General features: G+C 25.5%; 16 protein-coding genes and 1 riboswitch. Of the genes, 8 read left to right on the forward strand and 8 right to left on the reverse strand.

The genetic code is table 11. From position 1 onward, the window contains the following. From KGF52_RS17100 to KGF52_RS17120, 5 genes are all read left to right on the forward strand, one after another. Positions 1-618: transketolase C-terminal domain-containing protein (locus tag KGF52_RS17100; protein ID WP_227840999.1), on the forward strand; the 618-nt coding region annotated here is incomplete at its 5' end. A 139-nt stretch (positions 619-757) separates the two neighbouring features. Then, on the forward strand, positions 758-1,204 hold the full coding sequence (gene rpiB, locus KGF52_RS17105; protein WP_227829231.1) for a ribose 5-phosphate isomerase B: 447 nt from the start codon (positions 758-760) through the stop codon (positions 1,202-1,204). A 32-nt stretch (positions 1,205-1,236) separates the two neighbouring features. After that, positions 1,237-1,902: a ribulose-phosphate 3-epimerase gene (locus KGF52_RS17110; RefSeq protein WP_227829230.1), complete on the forward strand. Its 666-nt coding sequence runs from the start codon at positions 1,237-1,239 to the stop codon at positions 1,900-1,902. Positions 1,903-2,009: 107 nt separating this feature from the next. After that, on the forward strand, positions 2,010-3,512 hold the full coding sequence (locus tag KGF52_RS17115) for a phosphomannomutase/phosphoglucomutase (RefSeq protein WP_227841000.1): 1,503 nt from the start codon (positions 2,010-2,012) through the stop codon (positions 3,510-3,512). A 392-nt stretch (positions 3,513-3,904) separates the two neighbouring features. Then, positions 3,905-4,900 (forward strand): GGDEF domain-containing protein, encoded by a 996-nt coding sequence (locus KGF52_RS17120; protein ID WP_227841001.1) that lies wholly within the window; start codon positions 3,905-3,907, stop codon positions 4,898-4,900. 129 nt (positions 4,901-5,029) lie between these two features. On the opposite strand, the gene KGF52_RS17125 is transcribed toward KGF52_RS17120, so the two are convergent. The 6 genes from KGF52_RS17125 to KGF52_RS17150 form a co-directional block, all read right to left on the reverse strand. Beyond that, on the reverse strand, positions 5,030-6,628 hold the full coding sequence (locus KGF52_RS17125; protein WP_227841002.1) for a sensor histidine kinase: 1,599 nt from the start codon (positions 6,626-6,628) through the stop codon (positions 5,030-5,032). Then, positions 6,597-7,313, reverse strand: coding sequence for a response regulator transcription factor (locus KGF52_RS17130; protein WP_227841003.1), 717 nt, complete (start codon positions 7,311-7,313; stop codon positions 6,597-6,599). The genes KGF52_RS17125 and KGF52_RS17130 overlap by 32 nt, the downstream gene beginning before the upstream one ends. A gap of 184 nt (positions 7,314-7,497) precedes the next feature. Beyond that, positions 7,498-8,298: a PIG-L family deacetylase gene (locus KGF52_RS17135; RefSeq protein WP_227841004.1), complete on the reverse strand. Its 801-nt coding sequence runs from the start codon at positions 8,296-8,298 to the stop codon at positions 7,498-7,500. Between the two features lie 383 nt (positions 8,299-8,681). After that, positions 8,682-9,881, reverse strand: coding sequence for a hypothetical protein (locus KGF52_RS17140; RefSeq protein WP_227841005.1), 1,200 nt, complete (start codon positions 9,879-9,881; stop codon positions 8,682-8,684). A gap of 30 nt (positions 9,882-9,911) precedes the next feature. Further along, positions 9,912-10,514, reverse strand: coding sequence for a DUF3794 domain-containing protein (locus tag KGF52_RS17145; RefSeq protein WP_227830470.1), 603 nt, complete (start codon positions 10,512-10,514; stop codon positions 9,912-9,914). 26 nt (positions 10,515-10,540) lie between these two features. Next, a complete protein-coding gene (locus KGF52_RS17150; RefSeq protein WP_227841006.1) occupies positions 10,541-11,113 on the reverse strand; it encodes a DUF3794 domain-containing protein in 573 nt (190 codons plus the stop codon). Between the two features lie 198 nt (positions 11,114-11,311). Between KGF52_RS17150 and KGF52_RS17155 the strand changes: the two genes are divergently transcribed. Continuing rightward, the gene (locus KGF52_RS17155) at positions 11,312-11,917 is read left to right on the forward strand and encodes a DUF3794 domain-containing protein (protein WP_227841007.1); all 606 of its coding nucleotides are present in this window, start codon (positions 11,312-11,314) and stop codon (positions 11,915-11,917) included. Positions 11,918-12,427: 510 nt separating this feature from the next. On the opposite strand, the gene KGF52_RS17160 is transcribed toward KGF52_RS17155, so the two are convergent. Continuing rightward, positions 12,428-13,225 (reverse strand): hypothetical protein, encoded by a 798-nt coding sequence (locus tag KGF52_RS17160; protein WP_227841008.1) that lies wholly within the window; start codon positions 13,223-13,225, stop codon positions 12,428-12,430. A gap of 165 nt (positions 13,226-13,390) precedes the next feature. Between KGF52_RS17160 and KGF52_RS21480 the strand changes: the two genes are divergently transcribed. Continuing rightward, entirely contained in the window at positions 13,391-13,525 is a 135-nt protein-coding gene (locus tag KGF52_RS21480) for a hypothetical protein (RefSeq protein WP_255640444.1), read from the forward strand. Positions 13,526-13,742: 217 nt separating this feature from the next. On the opposite strand, the gene KGF52_RS17165 is transcribed toward KGF52_RS21480, so the two are convergent. Continuing rightward, entirely contained in the window at positions 13,743-13,919 is a 177-nt protein-coding gene (locus KGF52_RS17165) for a hypothetical protein (protein ID WP_003416990.1), read from the reverse strand. A 52-nt stretch (positions 13,920-13,971) separates the two neighbouring features. Beyond that, a riboswitch (cyclic di-GMP riboswitch) is annotated at positions 13,972-14,068 on the reverse strand. 209 nt (positions 14,069-14,277) lie between these two features. Here KGF52_RS17165 and KGF52_RS17170 point away from each other — a divergent pair. Beyond that, entirely contained in the window at positions 14,278-14,655 is a 378-nt protein-coding gene (locus tag KGF52_RS17170; RefSeq protein ID WP_227841009.1) for a BlaI/MecI/CopY family transcriptional regulator, read from the forward strand. Positions 14,656-14,737: the final 82 nt, after the last annotated feature.

A 14,737-nucleotide genomic window follows, 5' to 3' on the forward strand; every position in this document is an offset into this window, starting at 1 on the left:
GCTACTCATGCAGGAGTAACAGTAGGAGAAGATGGAGGAAGTCATCAAGCTATAGAAGATATATCTTTAATGAGAGGTATACCAAATATGGTTGTATTAAATCCAGCAGATGCTTTAGAAGCAAGACAAGCACTATTTGCATCTATTGATTATAATGGACCTGTATATATAAGATTAGGTAGAGCTGCAACTCCAGACGTAAACAGTGAAAACTATAAATTTGAAATAGGAAAAGGAACTGTTTTAAGAGAAGGCTCTGATATAACAGTAATAGCTACAGGAATAATGGTAGCAAAAGCATTAGAAGCAGCAGAAGAACTTGCTAAAGAAGGTGTAAATGTAGAAGTTGTTAATATATCTACAATAAAACCTTTAGATGAAACATTAATAAAAGAAAGTGCTAAGAAAACTGGAAAAGTAGTTACAGCAGAAGAGCACAGTATAATTGGTGGTTTAGGTTCAGCTGTATGTGAAGCTTTAGCAGAAACTAAAGATGTAGTAGTTAGAAGAATTGGTGTTAAGGATGTATTTGGTCAATCAGGTACACCAGCAGACTTATTAAAACATTACGGATTAACTACTGAAGATATAGTAAAAAACATAAAAGAATTATTATAGATGTAAATATCATTGAATAATAAATTGATTTGATATAAATCAATTAAAGCTGTCTTAAAAATAGAAAGAAATTTCTACAATGGGACAGCTTTATTTTTACGATAATTGTAAAATATTATATAAAAAGGGGTGCTTTTTAATGAAAATATCTATTGGGTGTGACCATGGTGGTTACGAGTTAAAGGAATTTATAAAAGAAAACTTAATTAATAAAGGTATAGAAGTTGAAGATGTAGGAACAAATTCAAAAGAAAGTGTAGATTTTCCAATATATGCAAAAAAAGTAAGTCAAAATGTTCAAAGTAAAAAATCAGATTTAGGTATACTTTGTTGTGGTACAGGAATAGGTATGTCTATTGCCGCAAATAAATTTAAAGGAATTAGAGCAGCAGTTGTGTCAGATTGTTTTTCAGCCCAAGCTACGAGAGAACACAATAATACAAATGTACTTTGTTTAGGGGAAAGAGTTATTGGAAAAGGATTAGCAATGAGAATTGTTGAAGAATGGTTAAATTCAAGTTATAATGGAGAAAGACATGCAAGAAGATTACAAATGATTGATGATATAGAAAATGAAAACTTATAAATAATGAAAATTTATGACTAAGGAGGAAAGTTATGTCTATTATTTGTGCTTCAATAATGTGTGCAGACCAAATGAACTTAAAAAAAGAACTAGAAGCTCTTGAAGAGGCTGATGTAAAATTGCTTCACTGTGATGTTATGGATGGAATATTTGTCAAAAACTTAGCCATGGGACCAGAACTATTAAAGTCAATAAGCGAAAATACAACTATACCTTTAGATATTCATTTAGCTACAGAAACTCCAAATAAGTATATTGATATGATGTCTTATATAAAGCCAAAGTATATTTCTTTTCATGTGGAATCAAGCACAGATGTAAAAGCTGATATACAAAAGTTGAGAGATTATGGAATAGGGCCAGTGTTAGCAATAAGTCCCCAAACTAGTGTAGATAAAATAGAAGAATATATAGGTTTAGTTGAGGGTATCTTAGTAATGACAGTAAATCCAGGATTTGCAGGTCAAAAGTTTAATCTCTCTGTTTTAGATAAGTTAGATAAGCTTACAGAGATATTAAAAGATTATGATAATCCTCCATTTATAGAAGTTGATGGAAATATAAATAAAGATACTATTAGACTTATGAATGGCAAAAAAGTCGATATATATGTTGTTGGTACATCAGCTTTATTTAATGACAAGCCTCCAATTTCATATAAAGAGAAGATAAGAGAGCTAAAAGAAAGTATAAAATAGTTAATAATAAAATTATAAAATTTGTATATTTAGATAATGTAAATTTTAAATAAATTAGGAATTTTATAATATTTAATAAAAATTTTAATTGAGTAAGGAGAATGTTTATGGGTGACATATACAAACTGCAAAATGGGACAGATATTAGAGGAATAGCATATAAAAATGATTCTAAGGAAGTTAATTTAACTGTAGAAGAAGTAAAAAAAATAGCTAAAGCATTTCATATTTGGTTAAAAGAAAAAACTAAAAAAGACAAAGTAACTGTTGCAATAGGAACTGATTCTAGAATAACAGGGAGTCAATTTAGAAACACTGTTATTGAAACTTTAATCAATGATAATTGTAATGTAATTGATTGTGAGATTGCTACAACACCAGCAATGTTTATGACAACTATTATGGATGGATACCACTCTGATGGGTCAATTATGATTACAGCTAGCCATTTACCTTATTACTACAATGGATTAAAGTTTTTTACAGAAAATGGTGGTCTAGAAAAAACAGATATAAAAGAAATGTTGGATATAGCTGTTAAAAATGATAGTGTACAGTCTGAAAGAGTAGACAAAAAAGGTACAGTTGTAGTAAAAAATTTAATAGAAGATTATTCTAATTTATTGATAGATAAAATTAGAATAGGTGTAAACTCAAGTAAAAACTATGAAAAGCCTTTTTCTGGACTTAAAATACTAGTTGATGCAGGAAATGGAGCTGGAGGTTTTTTTGCTGAAAAAGTTTTACACATACTGGGAGCAGATACAACAGGTAGTCAATTTTTGAACCCAGACGGTATGTTCCCAAATCATATACCAAATCCTGAAAATAAAGAAGCAATGGAAAGCATTTGTAAAGCCGTATTAGATAATAAGAGTGATTTAGGAATAATATTTGATACAGATGTAGATAGAGCTGCTATTGTAGGTAAAAATGGTAAACCAATAAATAAAAATGCTCTTATAGCTGTTATATCATCAATAATATTAGAAGAACATCCAAATACAGCTATAGTAACTGATTCTATTACTTCAGAAGGTCTTGCTAAATTCATAAGCGAATTAGGAGGAAGACATCATAGATTTAAAAGAGGATATAAAAATGTAATAAATGAAGCTATAAGATTAAATAGTGAAGGTGAAGAGTGCCATTTAGCTATAGAGACATCTGGACATGCTGCTTTAAAAGAAAATTATTTTTTAGATGATGGAGCATATTTAATAGCTAAAATTTTAATAAAAGTTGCAAAACTTTCTTTAGAAGGAAAGACTATAGAAGAATTGATAGAAAACCTTGAAGAAGCAAAGGAAGAAAAAGAAGTTAGAATAGGCATCAATAAAGAAGATTTTAGACCATATGCAGAAGATATATTAAAAGAATTAGATTCTCATGTTAATGATGTTGATGGATGGTCTGTTGCACCAAACAACTTTGAAGGTATAAGAGTTAATTGTAATGAAGCAAATGGAGATGGTTGGTTTTTACTTAGAATATCATTACATGAGCCATTGTTAGCTTTAAATATTGAATCAAATAAAGTTGGTGGAGCAGAAGAAATTTACTCTGAATTAAAACTTTTCCTAGAAAAATATGACTTAAAAGGTCTTTAGGATTAATAAAAAACATACACTTATATTAAAGAATGGATGTAAATTTATACCTAAGATTACAAATATTACAAAATTGTAATCTTAGGTAACAGATATGTAACTGATTATGGAAATTCTATGTGATATTATAAATACAGAGAGATGAAATACATGATGATTTATAGAGAAATATAATTTAAAATGTATTAATATCGCACTAAAAGGTATAATCAAATAAATATGTAAATATAAACCCCAACATTTAGAAAGAGACCTCCAAGGAGGTTTTTTTCTTGTTTACTCCTAAAAAGCATAAAAAATAATTATGTATAGATATAAAATTTTTTCTTTAAACAAATACACAATGTCATGATATAATAACTTTATTAGAACGATAAGGGGATAATAATATTATGTTTAAGAACAAATATGTTGAACGTGTTGAGCAGTTTATAAATGCATATTTTGTAGATAGGGATGTGAAAAAATGTATGTCTTTTTTTCACAAAAATATATGTTGGATTGGTACTGGAAAGTTTGAAGTAGGGAATAGTATTGAAGAAGTAGAGTATTTATTAGAAGAGTATGTAAAACAATCACCAGATAGTTTTATTTTAGAAAAGTTATGGCTAGATAGTAAAGAATATTCAAAAAATTTACATACTGTATTTGGCGAGTATCTAGTTGGTAAGAAAACTAAAAAAGGTTATAATTTTCAAGTAGAAATAAGAATAACATACTTATGTGTTGAATGTGAGGGAGAAATATTAATAAGCAGTGTTCATACTTCTGTTGCAAATGATTTACAAAAAATAGGTGAGTATTTTCCGATAAGTTTAATGGAAGCTGAAAATAATAGATTAGAGGCAATTATTCATGAAAAAACAAAAGAAATAGAAGAGCAAAAAGTTATGTTGTTAGAGGCAAACAGAAAACTTCAGCAACTAGCTATTACGGATGAATTAACTGGTTTATTAAATCAAAGAGCCATTATGGGAAATATAAAATATACTGTTAAAGATAATTCTAAAAACTATGCAATAATGATAATTGACATAGATAATTTTAAACATGTAAATGATAATTATGGGCATTTAGTGGGAGATGAGGTTATAAGAGTGATGGCCTACATCATTCAATCATTTAGAGATTACTATTTATTTGCTGGTAGATATGGTGGAGATGAATTTATTGTTTTGACAGAAAATATAGAAAAAGCAATTCATATTGAATCTAAAGTTCATAATAGTCTACTTAAATATAATTTTAAAGACCTCGACTATAAAATAACTGTAAGTATTGGAATTTCTGAATGGATAGACTTTGATTCTTTTGAAGCATTTTTAAGTGAGGCAGATAAAAAACTATATAAAGCTAAAAAATCAGGAAAAAATAAGACTATATATTAGAGTAAGTATATAAGTATATTAAAAATAGTTTTATGATTTTAATAAGGTTGTAAATTGCAAGTTAACCATTTATAGCATGTAATTTAAAATAAAAATTATTTTGAAATTTACAACCTTATGTATTTAATATTAATTAATTTTTTTAAAAGAAAGGGCTACTTTAAATAAATCAGCATCTATAATTATTTCCATAGTTGCATTTTGTAATTCAATTATATTTTGAGAAATTGATAAGCCCAGACCGGAGCCATCTGTATTTCTTGATATATCACCTCTTCTAAATCTTTCTATTAATTCTTCTGGTTTTAGATTTAATTTATCATTTGAAATATTTTTAAATGTTACTATTATATTTTCATCTTTTATAAACATATCTATATAAACTCTAGTATTTTTCATAGAGTATTTTAGTATATTGCCAATCAGGTTTTCAAATACCCTCCAAGTCTTTTTTCCATCTATCATAGTAAATACAGATTCCTCAGGTGTTTCTATTATAAAATCTAAATTACTGTTTTGAATTTTATCTTCAAGTTCTACTATACTTTGAATTAAGAGCTCTTTTATATCAGTTTTTGTTATATTAAATTCCACATCACCACTACTAAGCTTAGAAGCTTCAAATATATCCTCTATTAATAATTTTAATCTTTGTGATTTTTTATCTAAAATATTTATATAGTCGTTTATTGTTTCTTTATCAAAGTCATTATTTTTTAACATATCAACATAGCTTAATATAGATGTAAGTGGAGTCTTTAAGTCATGAGATACATTTGTTATAAGCTCTGTCTTCATTCTTTCACTTTTTATATTAGCATCTACAGCAGCCTCAAGACCATCTGTTATATTATTTATACTCTTGGATAAAGCAGATATTTCATCGTCTCCTATCACTTCCAACTTATATTTTAGATTTCCATTTTCAATATTTTTTATATTTTTCGAGATATTATTTATGTAGTTAAACTTACTAGATAAAAAGTTGTATATAGAAGAATAAGAAATTATACTTACAAGTGTGAATAAAACCTCTATAACTATTGCCTCAACATAATATACACGCATAAATAATACTAAAACTATGTACTGAATAATTGCTTGTATAACTATAGAGATTAAAAAGGTTATAGATAGTTTCTTATTTATAGTTTTTCTATTATATATGCTAACAAGGTCTGAAAAGAATCTATATGTTATAGACATATCTTTTGGATTATAGCCACCATGTTTTATATTTTCATATATTATATAAATTACAGATAGAATAATAAAATTAAATATAATTAAATTGGCATTGTAGAACATTTTAGTATTTGTAAATATATAAAATCGTAATGCTAAAAGTATTAAAATTAATATAAGTATAATTTCAATTTTTATCTTAGAAAAGAAAGTAATAATGTTTTCTAAGAGTTTAACTTTCTTTTGGCTATTTTTTTTATATAATATAAGAAATAATACAGATAATAAACAACTTGCTAATGTAATACCTTCACAAATAAACTTTAAATTTGCTTTTGGTAAGGACAAAGGCGTACCAAAATAATAGAAATAAGGTATAACCTCCTCATTATAGAAATAATTATACTGATTAATATCAATAAAGTTATTATTTAAATCGTATATTGTTTCAAATAATGTAGAAAAGGAGAGAAATAATAGTAATAATAAAATAAATTTTGCTCTTGAATCATTAATAATTAAGTTTTTCAATTTTGTAACCAATTCCCCACACCACCTTTAAATATTTTGGTTCTTTTGAGTTTACTTCAATCTTTTCTCTAATTCTTCTAATATGAACAGCAACAGTTCTTTCACAGCTATAAGCATCTTCATTCCAAACTTTTTCATAAATCTCATGAGAGGAGAATATTTTTCCTTTTCGTGATAGGAGAAGAGCAAGTATTTTATACTCAAGAGGTGTCATTTTAACTTCTTCACCATCTAAAGAAACTATTTTTGTATCTGTATTTAGCTCAAGACCTCCACTTTTTAAAATATAATTAGTATCGTTTGAGTTATTTGCATTACTAAAGTCTCCTAAGTTTATATATCTTCTAAGTTGAGATTTTACTCGTGCAGTAAGTTCTAGTGGATTAAATGGTTTAGTTATGTAGTCATCAGCGCCCATATTAAGACCTATAATTTTATCCATATCTTGTGATTTTGCAGATAGAAGGATTATAGGAATATTCTTTTTTTCTCTTATTTTGAGTGTAGTTTTAAGACCATCTAAATTAGGCATCATTACATCCATTATTATTAATTTAATATCATTTTCAATTAATATATCCAAAGCTTCTAAGCCATCGTATGCTTTTAAAACATTAAGATTATCAGGTCTTAAATAGAATTCTATAGCATCTACTATTTCTTTATCGTCATCTACGACCAATATATTTTGATTCACTTTATTATTCCCCCTCGAAATTTTATTTTTAATCAATCTTTATTTTATACTAAAAATTGGTTTCAGAAAATAGTAAGTATATTAACTGATTAGCTCTAAAAATATATTAACAAATATAAATAACAAAGGAGTTTCATAATTATTAAGAATTTATAACAAATATTTATTTTAAAATAAATATTTGTTATAAATTAGGGGTGTGGAGTATAGAAGGAACATTTTTATCATTTAATAATTTATCAAAAGACTTGTGGTCAGATTTATAACCAATACCTTCTCTGCATTCTGATTCATCAATAAGTTTGTATTGTTCACACGCATTTTTTACTTTTTCATAATCCTCAATAGAATGAGCTTTATAAACTATCTTGTTGTTAAAACTTATTTCATGAGCAAACTTAGGTTTTACAAAGTATTTGGCATCTTTGATTTGACCAGAGTTATACAGACCTTGAATGACAGAGCCATTTTTTATATGTTGTAAATGGTCATCTAACTTATAAGTATGTGCTATATGGGTTACACTTTTAAATTTTTTTTCAAAAGTAATTGCAATTTCTTCCATAGAGTTAAAATTAGTAGTACCATTTACATTTTTTTCTGGCAATATTATTATATTTTCTCTTTTTACTCCTAGATTATTAAGAGAAGCTAAGAATTCTCTATTTCTATATTCTGATTTTTGGCTATCTGTAAGAGTTTCATATTTTTTATATCTATCGAAAACAGATATACCACATCCAGTAGATACTAAAACCACAAATACATGATTTTTTCCTCTTTCTTTTACAGCGTTTACAATAGCACTGCCAGCCCACAATACTTCATCATCTTGATGTTGAACATAGAAAACAACATAATCTTTAAATTTTCTATGACTATAATTAATATAGCTATTAAAACCTGTTAAAATAAAGCATAAAACTAAAATGATAGATAAAATTCCATACTTATTTATAGTAAACTTCTTGTTTTTAAGAGTCATTTAATCATCTCCTGAAAAGCTGTCTTAGTTATATTATCAATCAAAGTATTAAAAATTATTTCTTAAAAAGTAAAAATTATAGAGTAGATTAATGGAATAAATTTTTTTTGTGCTAAAGTAAAATTAAAAAATTTTATATATAAGTAAGAAAAAAGAAGGGATGGTTTAGATGGTTGATATCTTTTTTTATATCTTCTATCTGCATCATTTTAGACAAGTGATTAACCCTTTTTCATTGCTTTAATTTAGTACGGTGTTAAGTATTTAAACTAAATTCAAAGGCGCAAATTTAGTATTATTAACGCCTTTGAAAATTTAGACACTGTTATAATTTTGTTTGTTTATATTCGTTTATATAGTATACTAGTAAAATAGTATTAACATTAATTACACAACGATTTTAATTGTGCTTTTAAGAATAATGTTATATTTTTAAATATAGTTCTTTTATCAAGATCATTTACATATATATCTTCAATACATGAATTTACAATAAATTCCTCACATAAATCCACTTCTATGCCTAACTTAGGATTATATCTATAACCATTTATTGTAACTATTGGTTTTCCAGGTGGTGAAATAACTATTCCTTCTTCATATGTCAAGCATTCAAATTTGGCATATGGAATTATATATGCTAAAAATGGTACTTCATAATGTGCAGAATGAACTGATTGTTCATCTACTAGAGCAGTATATACTATTTTCTGTTTTAATAAACCATTCACTATTAGCTTTCTTCCATTTAAGCATGTTCCTTCAGCATTTTGTAGTATTGTAAATGCACTAGTATTTTCACAATCAATTGGTATTCTACTTAAACTTTCAACAAGTATAATTAATACACCATTTTCTCCAATTAAGATATCAAATGAAGGTGTAATGATATTATTAATTATTGTTTGTAAAGTTGTTATTAATGTTTCTATTAATGGTCCTTCAAGTGTACTAACTGTTTCAAATATATCATTGATAACATTTTGTATAGATTTTAGTAATCTTATTAAATCGTCTGCTCTGCATATTATAGAATTAAGAGATTCGCATACTATTCTTGCTATATCAGTTTGAATTGTATCTAACAAATTATTAATATCAAATAAAAGAGAATTTACAGATGGTTGAACTAAATCTAGTAATCTTTGTAGTTTAGCTAATAAAGGATTTATAATCTCGCCTAATCCAGGTATTAAAGGTATGGCATCCTTAATTGTTGATATTAAATCATTTATTCCACCAATCAATGTATTAATTGGTGTCTGTATATTTGTTTCTAGAAACGCATCTAATATAATTTCTATTCTATTCAATATATCTAAGCTAATATATAAATTATATGATTTATATGCAAATGGAGTTTCTATAAGTTTTACTGAAGTAATTGTTGCACTTGCATAAACTTGATCTATATTTTCTATATCAGGTTTTAATCTTGGGATGGGAAGTATCTCAGGAATTGAAATCTCTGTCCAATTTAAGTTTTCCTTTTTACATCCATTCATATTTAATTTTGATACATCACATATACCTAAAGTTTTGATATTAAAGTCACATTCACAAGTTTTTTTATTACATCCCATTTTTATTCCTCCTCATTTTATTTAAATTACTTAACATATTTTTGATGCCTTTATAAAAATAGTTGTATTTTTAAAGACACTTCTTTCTGATAATACACATGCATATATATCCTCTATATATGCTGTTATCTTAAATTGTTGGTATAGTGGTGTATTTTTGTCTATTATTATAAATACTGAAAATGGTATATTAAAATGTGCAGAATGAACTGATTGTTCATCTAGCGCTGCTGTATAGATTATTTTTTGTCTTAGTAGTCCTTCTATTATTAATTTTCTTCCTGTCAAATTTGTACATTCTCCATTTGGTATAGTTTCTCCTGGTATAGAGTTTCCATTACATGAGATGTATCCGTTTACCAAAGGTGTTTTTATTACTCTTTGAGATATTATATCTACACAAGAATGTACCTCTACTATATCTTCTATATTTGGCTTTTGTGATGGTATATCTACTGTTTCTGATACAAAAAACTCTGTCCATTTGTTTTTATCTTCAGGACAAGGGCATTGTAAAACTTTTTCTATTTTTGATTCTGGATAGACACCAACAATATTTAATATCTTATCATCACAACCGCATTTATCATGGAATTGATAAGATGTGCCATTTGTATAATTAGAATTTAACATTTCCTCTACTCCTTATTTTTATAATTTTATAATGTATTTCTTGGTATTGCATATAATAATAATGTTGTATATTTCGATATAGTTCTTGCATCTAATAGGCTTACAGACAAATCTTCTATACACGCATTTACTTGATAATCTACATCAAGTGAGTCTAATTTCATTAATTGTGTAGCATTATTAAAAGTAATTTTATGTGGTATAACTATATAGCTTGAAAATGGTACATAAAAATGTGCAGAATGAACTGGTTGAGATTTTTCATCAGCTGTATAAGATATTTTTTGACACAATTCACCCTCAACAATAATTTTTCTTCCTGTAGAGATTTTTCCTTCTAAGTTTGGTATAAAATCACAATTAGCATCTAAAGGTGATATAGGTGTCTTCACTACTTTTGTTCTCAATATATTCACTGATACATTAACTGAGTTTATTTGTTCAATATCTGGTTTTTGTATTGGGATATTTAAGGTTTCTGGTATATACATCTGAAACCAATAAGGATATTGACTTATAACCTGTGTAACATCGTCTGTGTCACATAAACCACTTACATCAATTAAATCCATATTACAAGCACATGCATTACTATTCATATTTATCTCTCCTTATATAATTTATTGAAAGTTTTTAGCTCTCAATATAATTTATTTAATTTTCGACTTTTTGTTACATATTTTTGAATATTTTTATTTTTTTAGATTTTTTATAACAATATATGATTCTATATCATATATAAAATGTATATAGAAACTTCAATCTCTATATAATTATAAAATTAAGGAGATATTTATATGAATGAAAGTATTTTAAAAACTGGAATTACCCCCTTAGAAAATTATCCAGATAACAAATGTATGAAATACTATAAAGAATTTATAGAAGATGATATACTATGTGTTCCAACACAAAAACCAGCTATAGAATGTATTAATGAAGTAAGTGTAAAGATATGCATAGAAGATAAGGAGATTATTAACACTATACTAGGGCCAAAATTAATTATAAAAGGATTTAAAAATATTAAAATTATATATACTGGAGATAATTGTCAGCAGTCTCTTCATTCTGCACATTGGAGTATACCATTTTGTCAATTTATCTTGTTAAAAGATTTGAGATATGATAAATGTGAGAATATTATAGAAACAATTTTTATTGGAATAGAGAATATTTGTGTAAAACACTTTGATTGTAGAATGATTGATTTATCACTATTATTTGTAATTTGTCCACAACTTCATAATTGTAATAATTGTAAATGCTGTAGAAGTTATTGTATGCATAATCCAAATTTATGCTATTATGATAATGATACCTGTTCAGATAGTTGTAATAATGTTACACCATGTAAATATAGTCTTGGTGATAAATATAATAGCAAAATGAGATACAAATAAATATTTAAATAAGAGACAATAAGTATATTTACATATATTTATTGTCTTTTTATTCAATTAAAGTCAGTTTTTATAAGATAGAATAAAAGAATCATTATAAGTAAATATATAATAAATTAATATAATATAGTATTATTAAATTTTATAATTATTACGATTTGAGTTAAAATATTGGAACAATTTATATATCAGTAAATTCAAGGTAAGAAAAAAAGACCTCAATTACATATAAAAATAAGGTCTTTTTATGGGTTTTAAAAAAAGTAAAAATATTATAGATTTTTACTTATACAAAAGAAGCTATCTCCTATAGATTTTTAAATCCATTGAAGTAACTTCTTCTGTATTATAGTTTGCATCTTATTATAAAGTATTTCAAATAGCCAAAAAATTATATTATTTGTATTATTTTATATATTTAGCTATCAAAATATATTAGATTAAAATAATATACTCTATTATACTTAACATAGTTTTTTAAAGCTTTTGTTTTTTATAAAAATAAAATTTTTAGTAGTTTCTATTGCATTTTTTTGTATAGCACTGTTTTTTGTACTTATCAAAACATTCTTGTATATTATCTTCATAGTTGTTTATATAAGGTGAGTTTTCATAATAAACATTATAATAGTCACATCCATGATGTTCATCGTGTTTACATTTTTTTGAACCACATTTTATAAATGCAATGGCCAATTTAATTAGTTCATCAATTAACTCCTCTATTTGATCTAATTCTTTTTCTAAATCACAAATTAGACAATCACAGAAAGAAGATCTTACATCTTTTTCATCATTGCATGAAATACAATCACTACAGAATATTAATAGTATAATTATTTTAGCTATAATAGATATTATTAAAAGTATAATTTGTACTAATAAGCAAAATAATTTTCCTACTAAAAATTCACATTTATCATTACAGTTTATTTGTCTTATAGCTTCAGCTAAACACTCAGATAATCTAAAAGCTCTTTTTAATTCTTCTCTAAGTTTGCAATTTTTTACATAGTTAGAATCTATTAGAGATTCTAATTCTTCGGAAAATTCATTTAATATGCCATTATCTAAATTGAAATTTAAATCTTTTTGAAAATCCAATTTAACTTTTGCATCAGATAAATCATAACTTTCACCAACTAAAAAATATTTTATTATTCTCCATATTTGACAAGGTGTTAAATAAGCTCTTGTATTTGTATTTAAATATTCTTCTTTTGTCAATCCAATTACTAATTTCATTAAATCACTAGAACATGATTCTAAATTATTCTTATAATATTCTAAACTCTTTGTATTATCCATTCTTTACCACTCCTATATATTTATTAGGATAAATTCAATATCCTAATATATATATATGACTTGGGTACATTTATGATACAAATAAAAACAAAATTTTACATTAATATATATAAAAATACTATTTTTACTTGAATTATATAATTTTTTTATATTTTGTGTAAATATATGAATGAACATGTGAAAGAACTTTTATGTAATAGAGGTATAATAAGAGTATTGGATTCTATAAGTAGATTAAAAGAATTTTTACATAAACTAAAAAATCGTCCTGATAGCAATCAAGACGATTTTAATGAATAAATCATTACTTAAATTATTTTGAATTTGAAACTTCGATCTAGACTAATAGATTGTAGTTTATTTTTTGTTTTTAATACAGATTCACATCTTTATCATATTGTACTTTAACAAAAAATAAAACTTTGAATGCTAGAAATATATTTTAGTTAATTTTTTAACAAAATATTATTTAAAAGTAGATAAAACTAAAAAGGGGGTTTTAGAAAATAAGGTTCATTTAATTATACTTACTTACTAATACCATCACTTGATGCAAACAAGATTCTACTACATTTTCTCCGTACTCTAGTATAAAATCATCTAACTGTGTATCTATAAAATCACAATAATCATATGAACTGCCAATATAAGCAGTTAACATATGTGTACATCTATCCATTTTATCTCTAAACATATATTATTATCCCCCTAAAAAACTTTCATAAAAACAAAAAGAAAAATATCTTTTTGGCAACTGGCTGACATAACTTATAAGATATTTTACAAGTCTTAGTCCCTATAGCTTTGCGTCACTAAATTTCTCTAGTTTTGCCGATTTAGTTTTATTCTACAACTACAATAATATAACAGAATTAGTTATTATTCAACATAATTATTTGAAAATTGGATAAATTTATAAATATGAACGTTATTTTACTTCAAAAAAATAAACTAAACGTATAAATTATATGGTAAAAATTACCTGTATCAATTGTGATTAGAAGCTTCTATTATTAATTTGAGCTAGGCAGAATTTGAGGGAGTGACAAAACGTGGAAGAAGAAATATTAATAGAAGGCTTAGTAAGAGTAGAATTTGTGGTAATGAACTATCTATGGGAAAAAGGTTCCTTGATATCTAAAAAAGAAATAATAAGAGACATAAAGCAGATGTATGGATGGCATAAGAGTACTATAAAAATAGTATTAAAAGGATTAATTTGTAAGGATTTTTTAGCTAGAGAGATTATAAGATTTCAATCGCATTATAAAATAATAATAACTAGTGAAGAGTATGATACTTTTAATAAAAAAGTATTAAAATCTACTAAGAACAGAAAAATTATACATTCTCTTACGACGATACATAAGCCCATGAGTAAAGAAAAACTAGATTATTTAGAAGAGTATTATAGGAATTTAGAAGAATAATTTAGTATAAATTGGAAATATTATTTATACAAATTTTCTTGTTTTAAAAAATTTGTTGATATAGACTTTATCTATATATAAA

Source organism: Clostridioides sp. ZZV15-6597 (assembly GCF_020657815.1).
Lineage (GTDB): Bacteria > Bacillota > Clostridia > Peptostreptococcales > Peptostreptococcaceae > Clostridioides.

Excerpts from the sequence above, each read along its gene's own strand:
- KGF52_RS17140 (WP_227841005.1), bottom strand. The coding sequence starts at position 9,881 with ATGGGATGTAATAAAAAAACTTGTGAATGTGACTTTAATATCAAAACT.
- KGF52_RS17150 (WP_227841006.1), bottom strand. The coding sequence starts at position 11,113 with ATGAATAGTAATGCATGTGCTTGTAATATGGATTTAATTGATGTAAGT.
- KGF52_RS21480 (WP_255640444.1), top strand. The coding sequence starts at position 13,391 with ATGAATGAACATGTGAAAGAACTTTTATGTAATAGAGGTATAATAAGA.
- KGF52_RS17135 (WP_227841004.1), bottom strand. The coding sequence starts at position 8,298 with ATGACTCTTAAAAACAAGAAGTTTACTATAAATAAGTATGGAATTTTA.
- KGF52_RS17120 (WP_227841001.1), top strand. The coding sequence starts at position 3,905 with ATGTTTAAGAACAAATATGTTGAACGTGTTGAGCAGTTTATAAATGCA.
- KGF52_RS17160 (WP_227841008.1), bottom strand. The coding sequence starts at position 13,225 with ATGGATAATACAAAGAGTTTAGAATATTATAAGAATAATTTAGAATCA.
- KGF52_RS17165 (WP_003416990.1), bottom strand. The coding sequence starts at position 13,919 with ATGTTTAGAGATAAAATGGATAGATGTACACATATGTTAACTGCTTAT.
- KGF52_RS17145 (WP_227830470.1), bottom strand. The coding sequence starts at position 10,514 with ATGTTAAATTCTAATTATACAAATGGCACATCTTATCAATTCCATGAT.
- KGF52_RS17110 (WP_227829230.1), top strand. The coding sequence starts at position 1,237 with ATGTCTATTATTTGTGCTTCAATAATGTGTGCAGACCAAATGAACTTA.
- KGF52_RS17155 (WP_227841007.1), top strand. The coding sequence starts at position 11,312 with ATGAATGAAAGTATTTTAAAAACTGGAATTACCCCCTTAGAAAATTAT.
- rpiB (WP_227829231.1), top strand. The coding sequence starts at position 758 with ATGAAAATATCTATTGGGTGTGACCATGGTGGTTACGAGTTAAAGGAA.
- KGF52_RS17115 (WP_227841000.1), top strand. The coding sequence starts at position 2,010 with ATGGGTGACATATACAAACTGCAAAATGGGACAGATATTAGAGGAATA.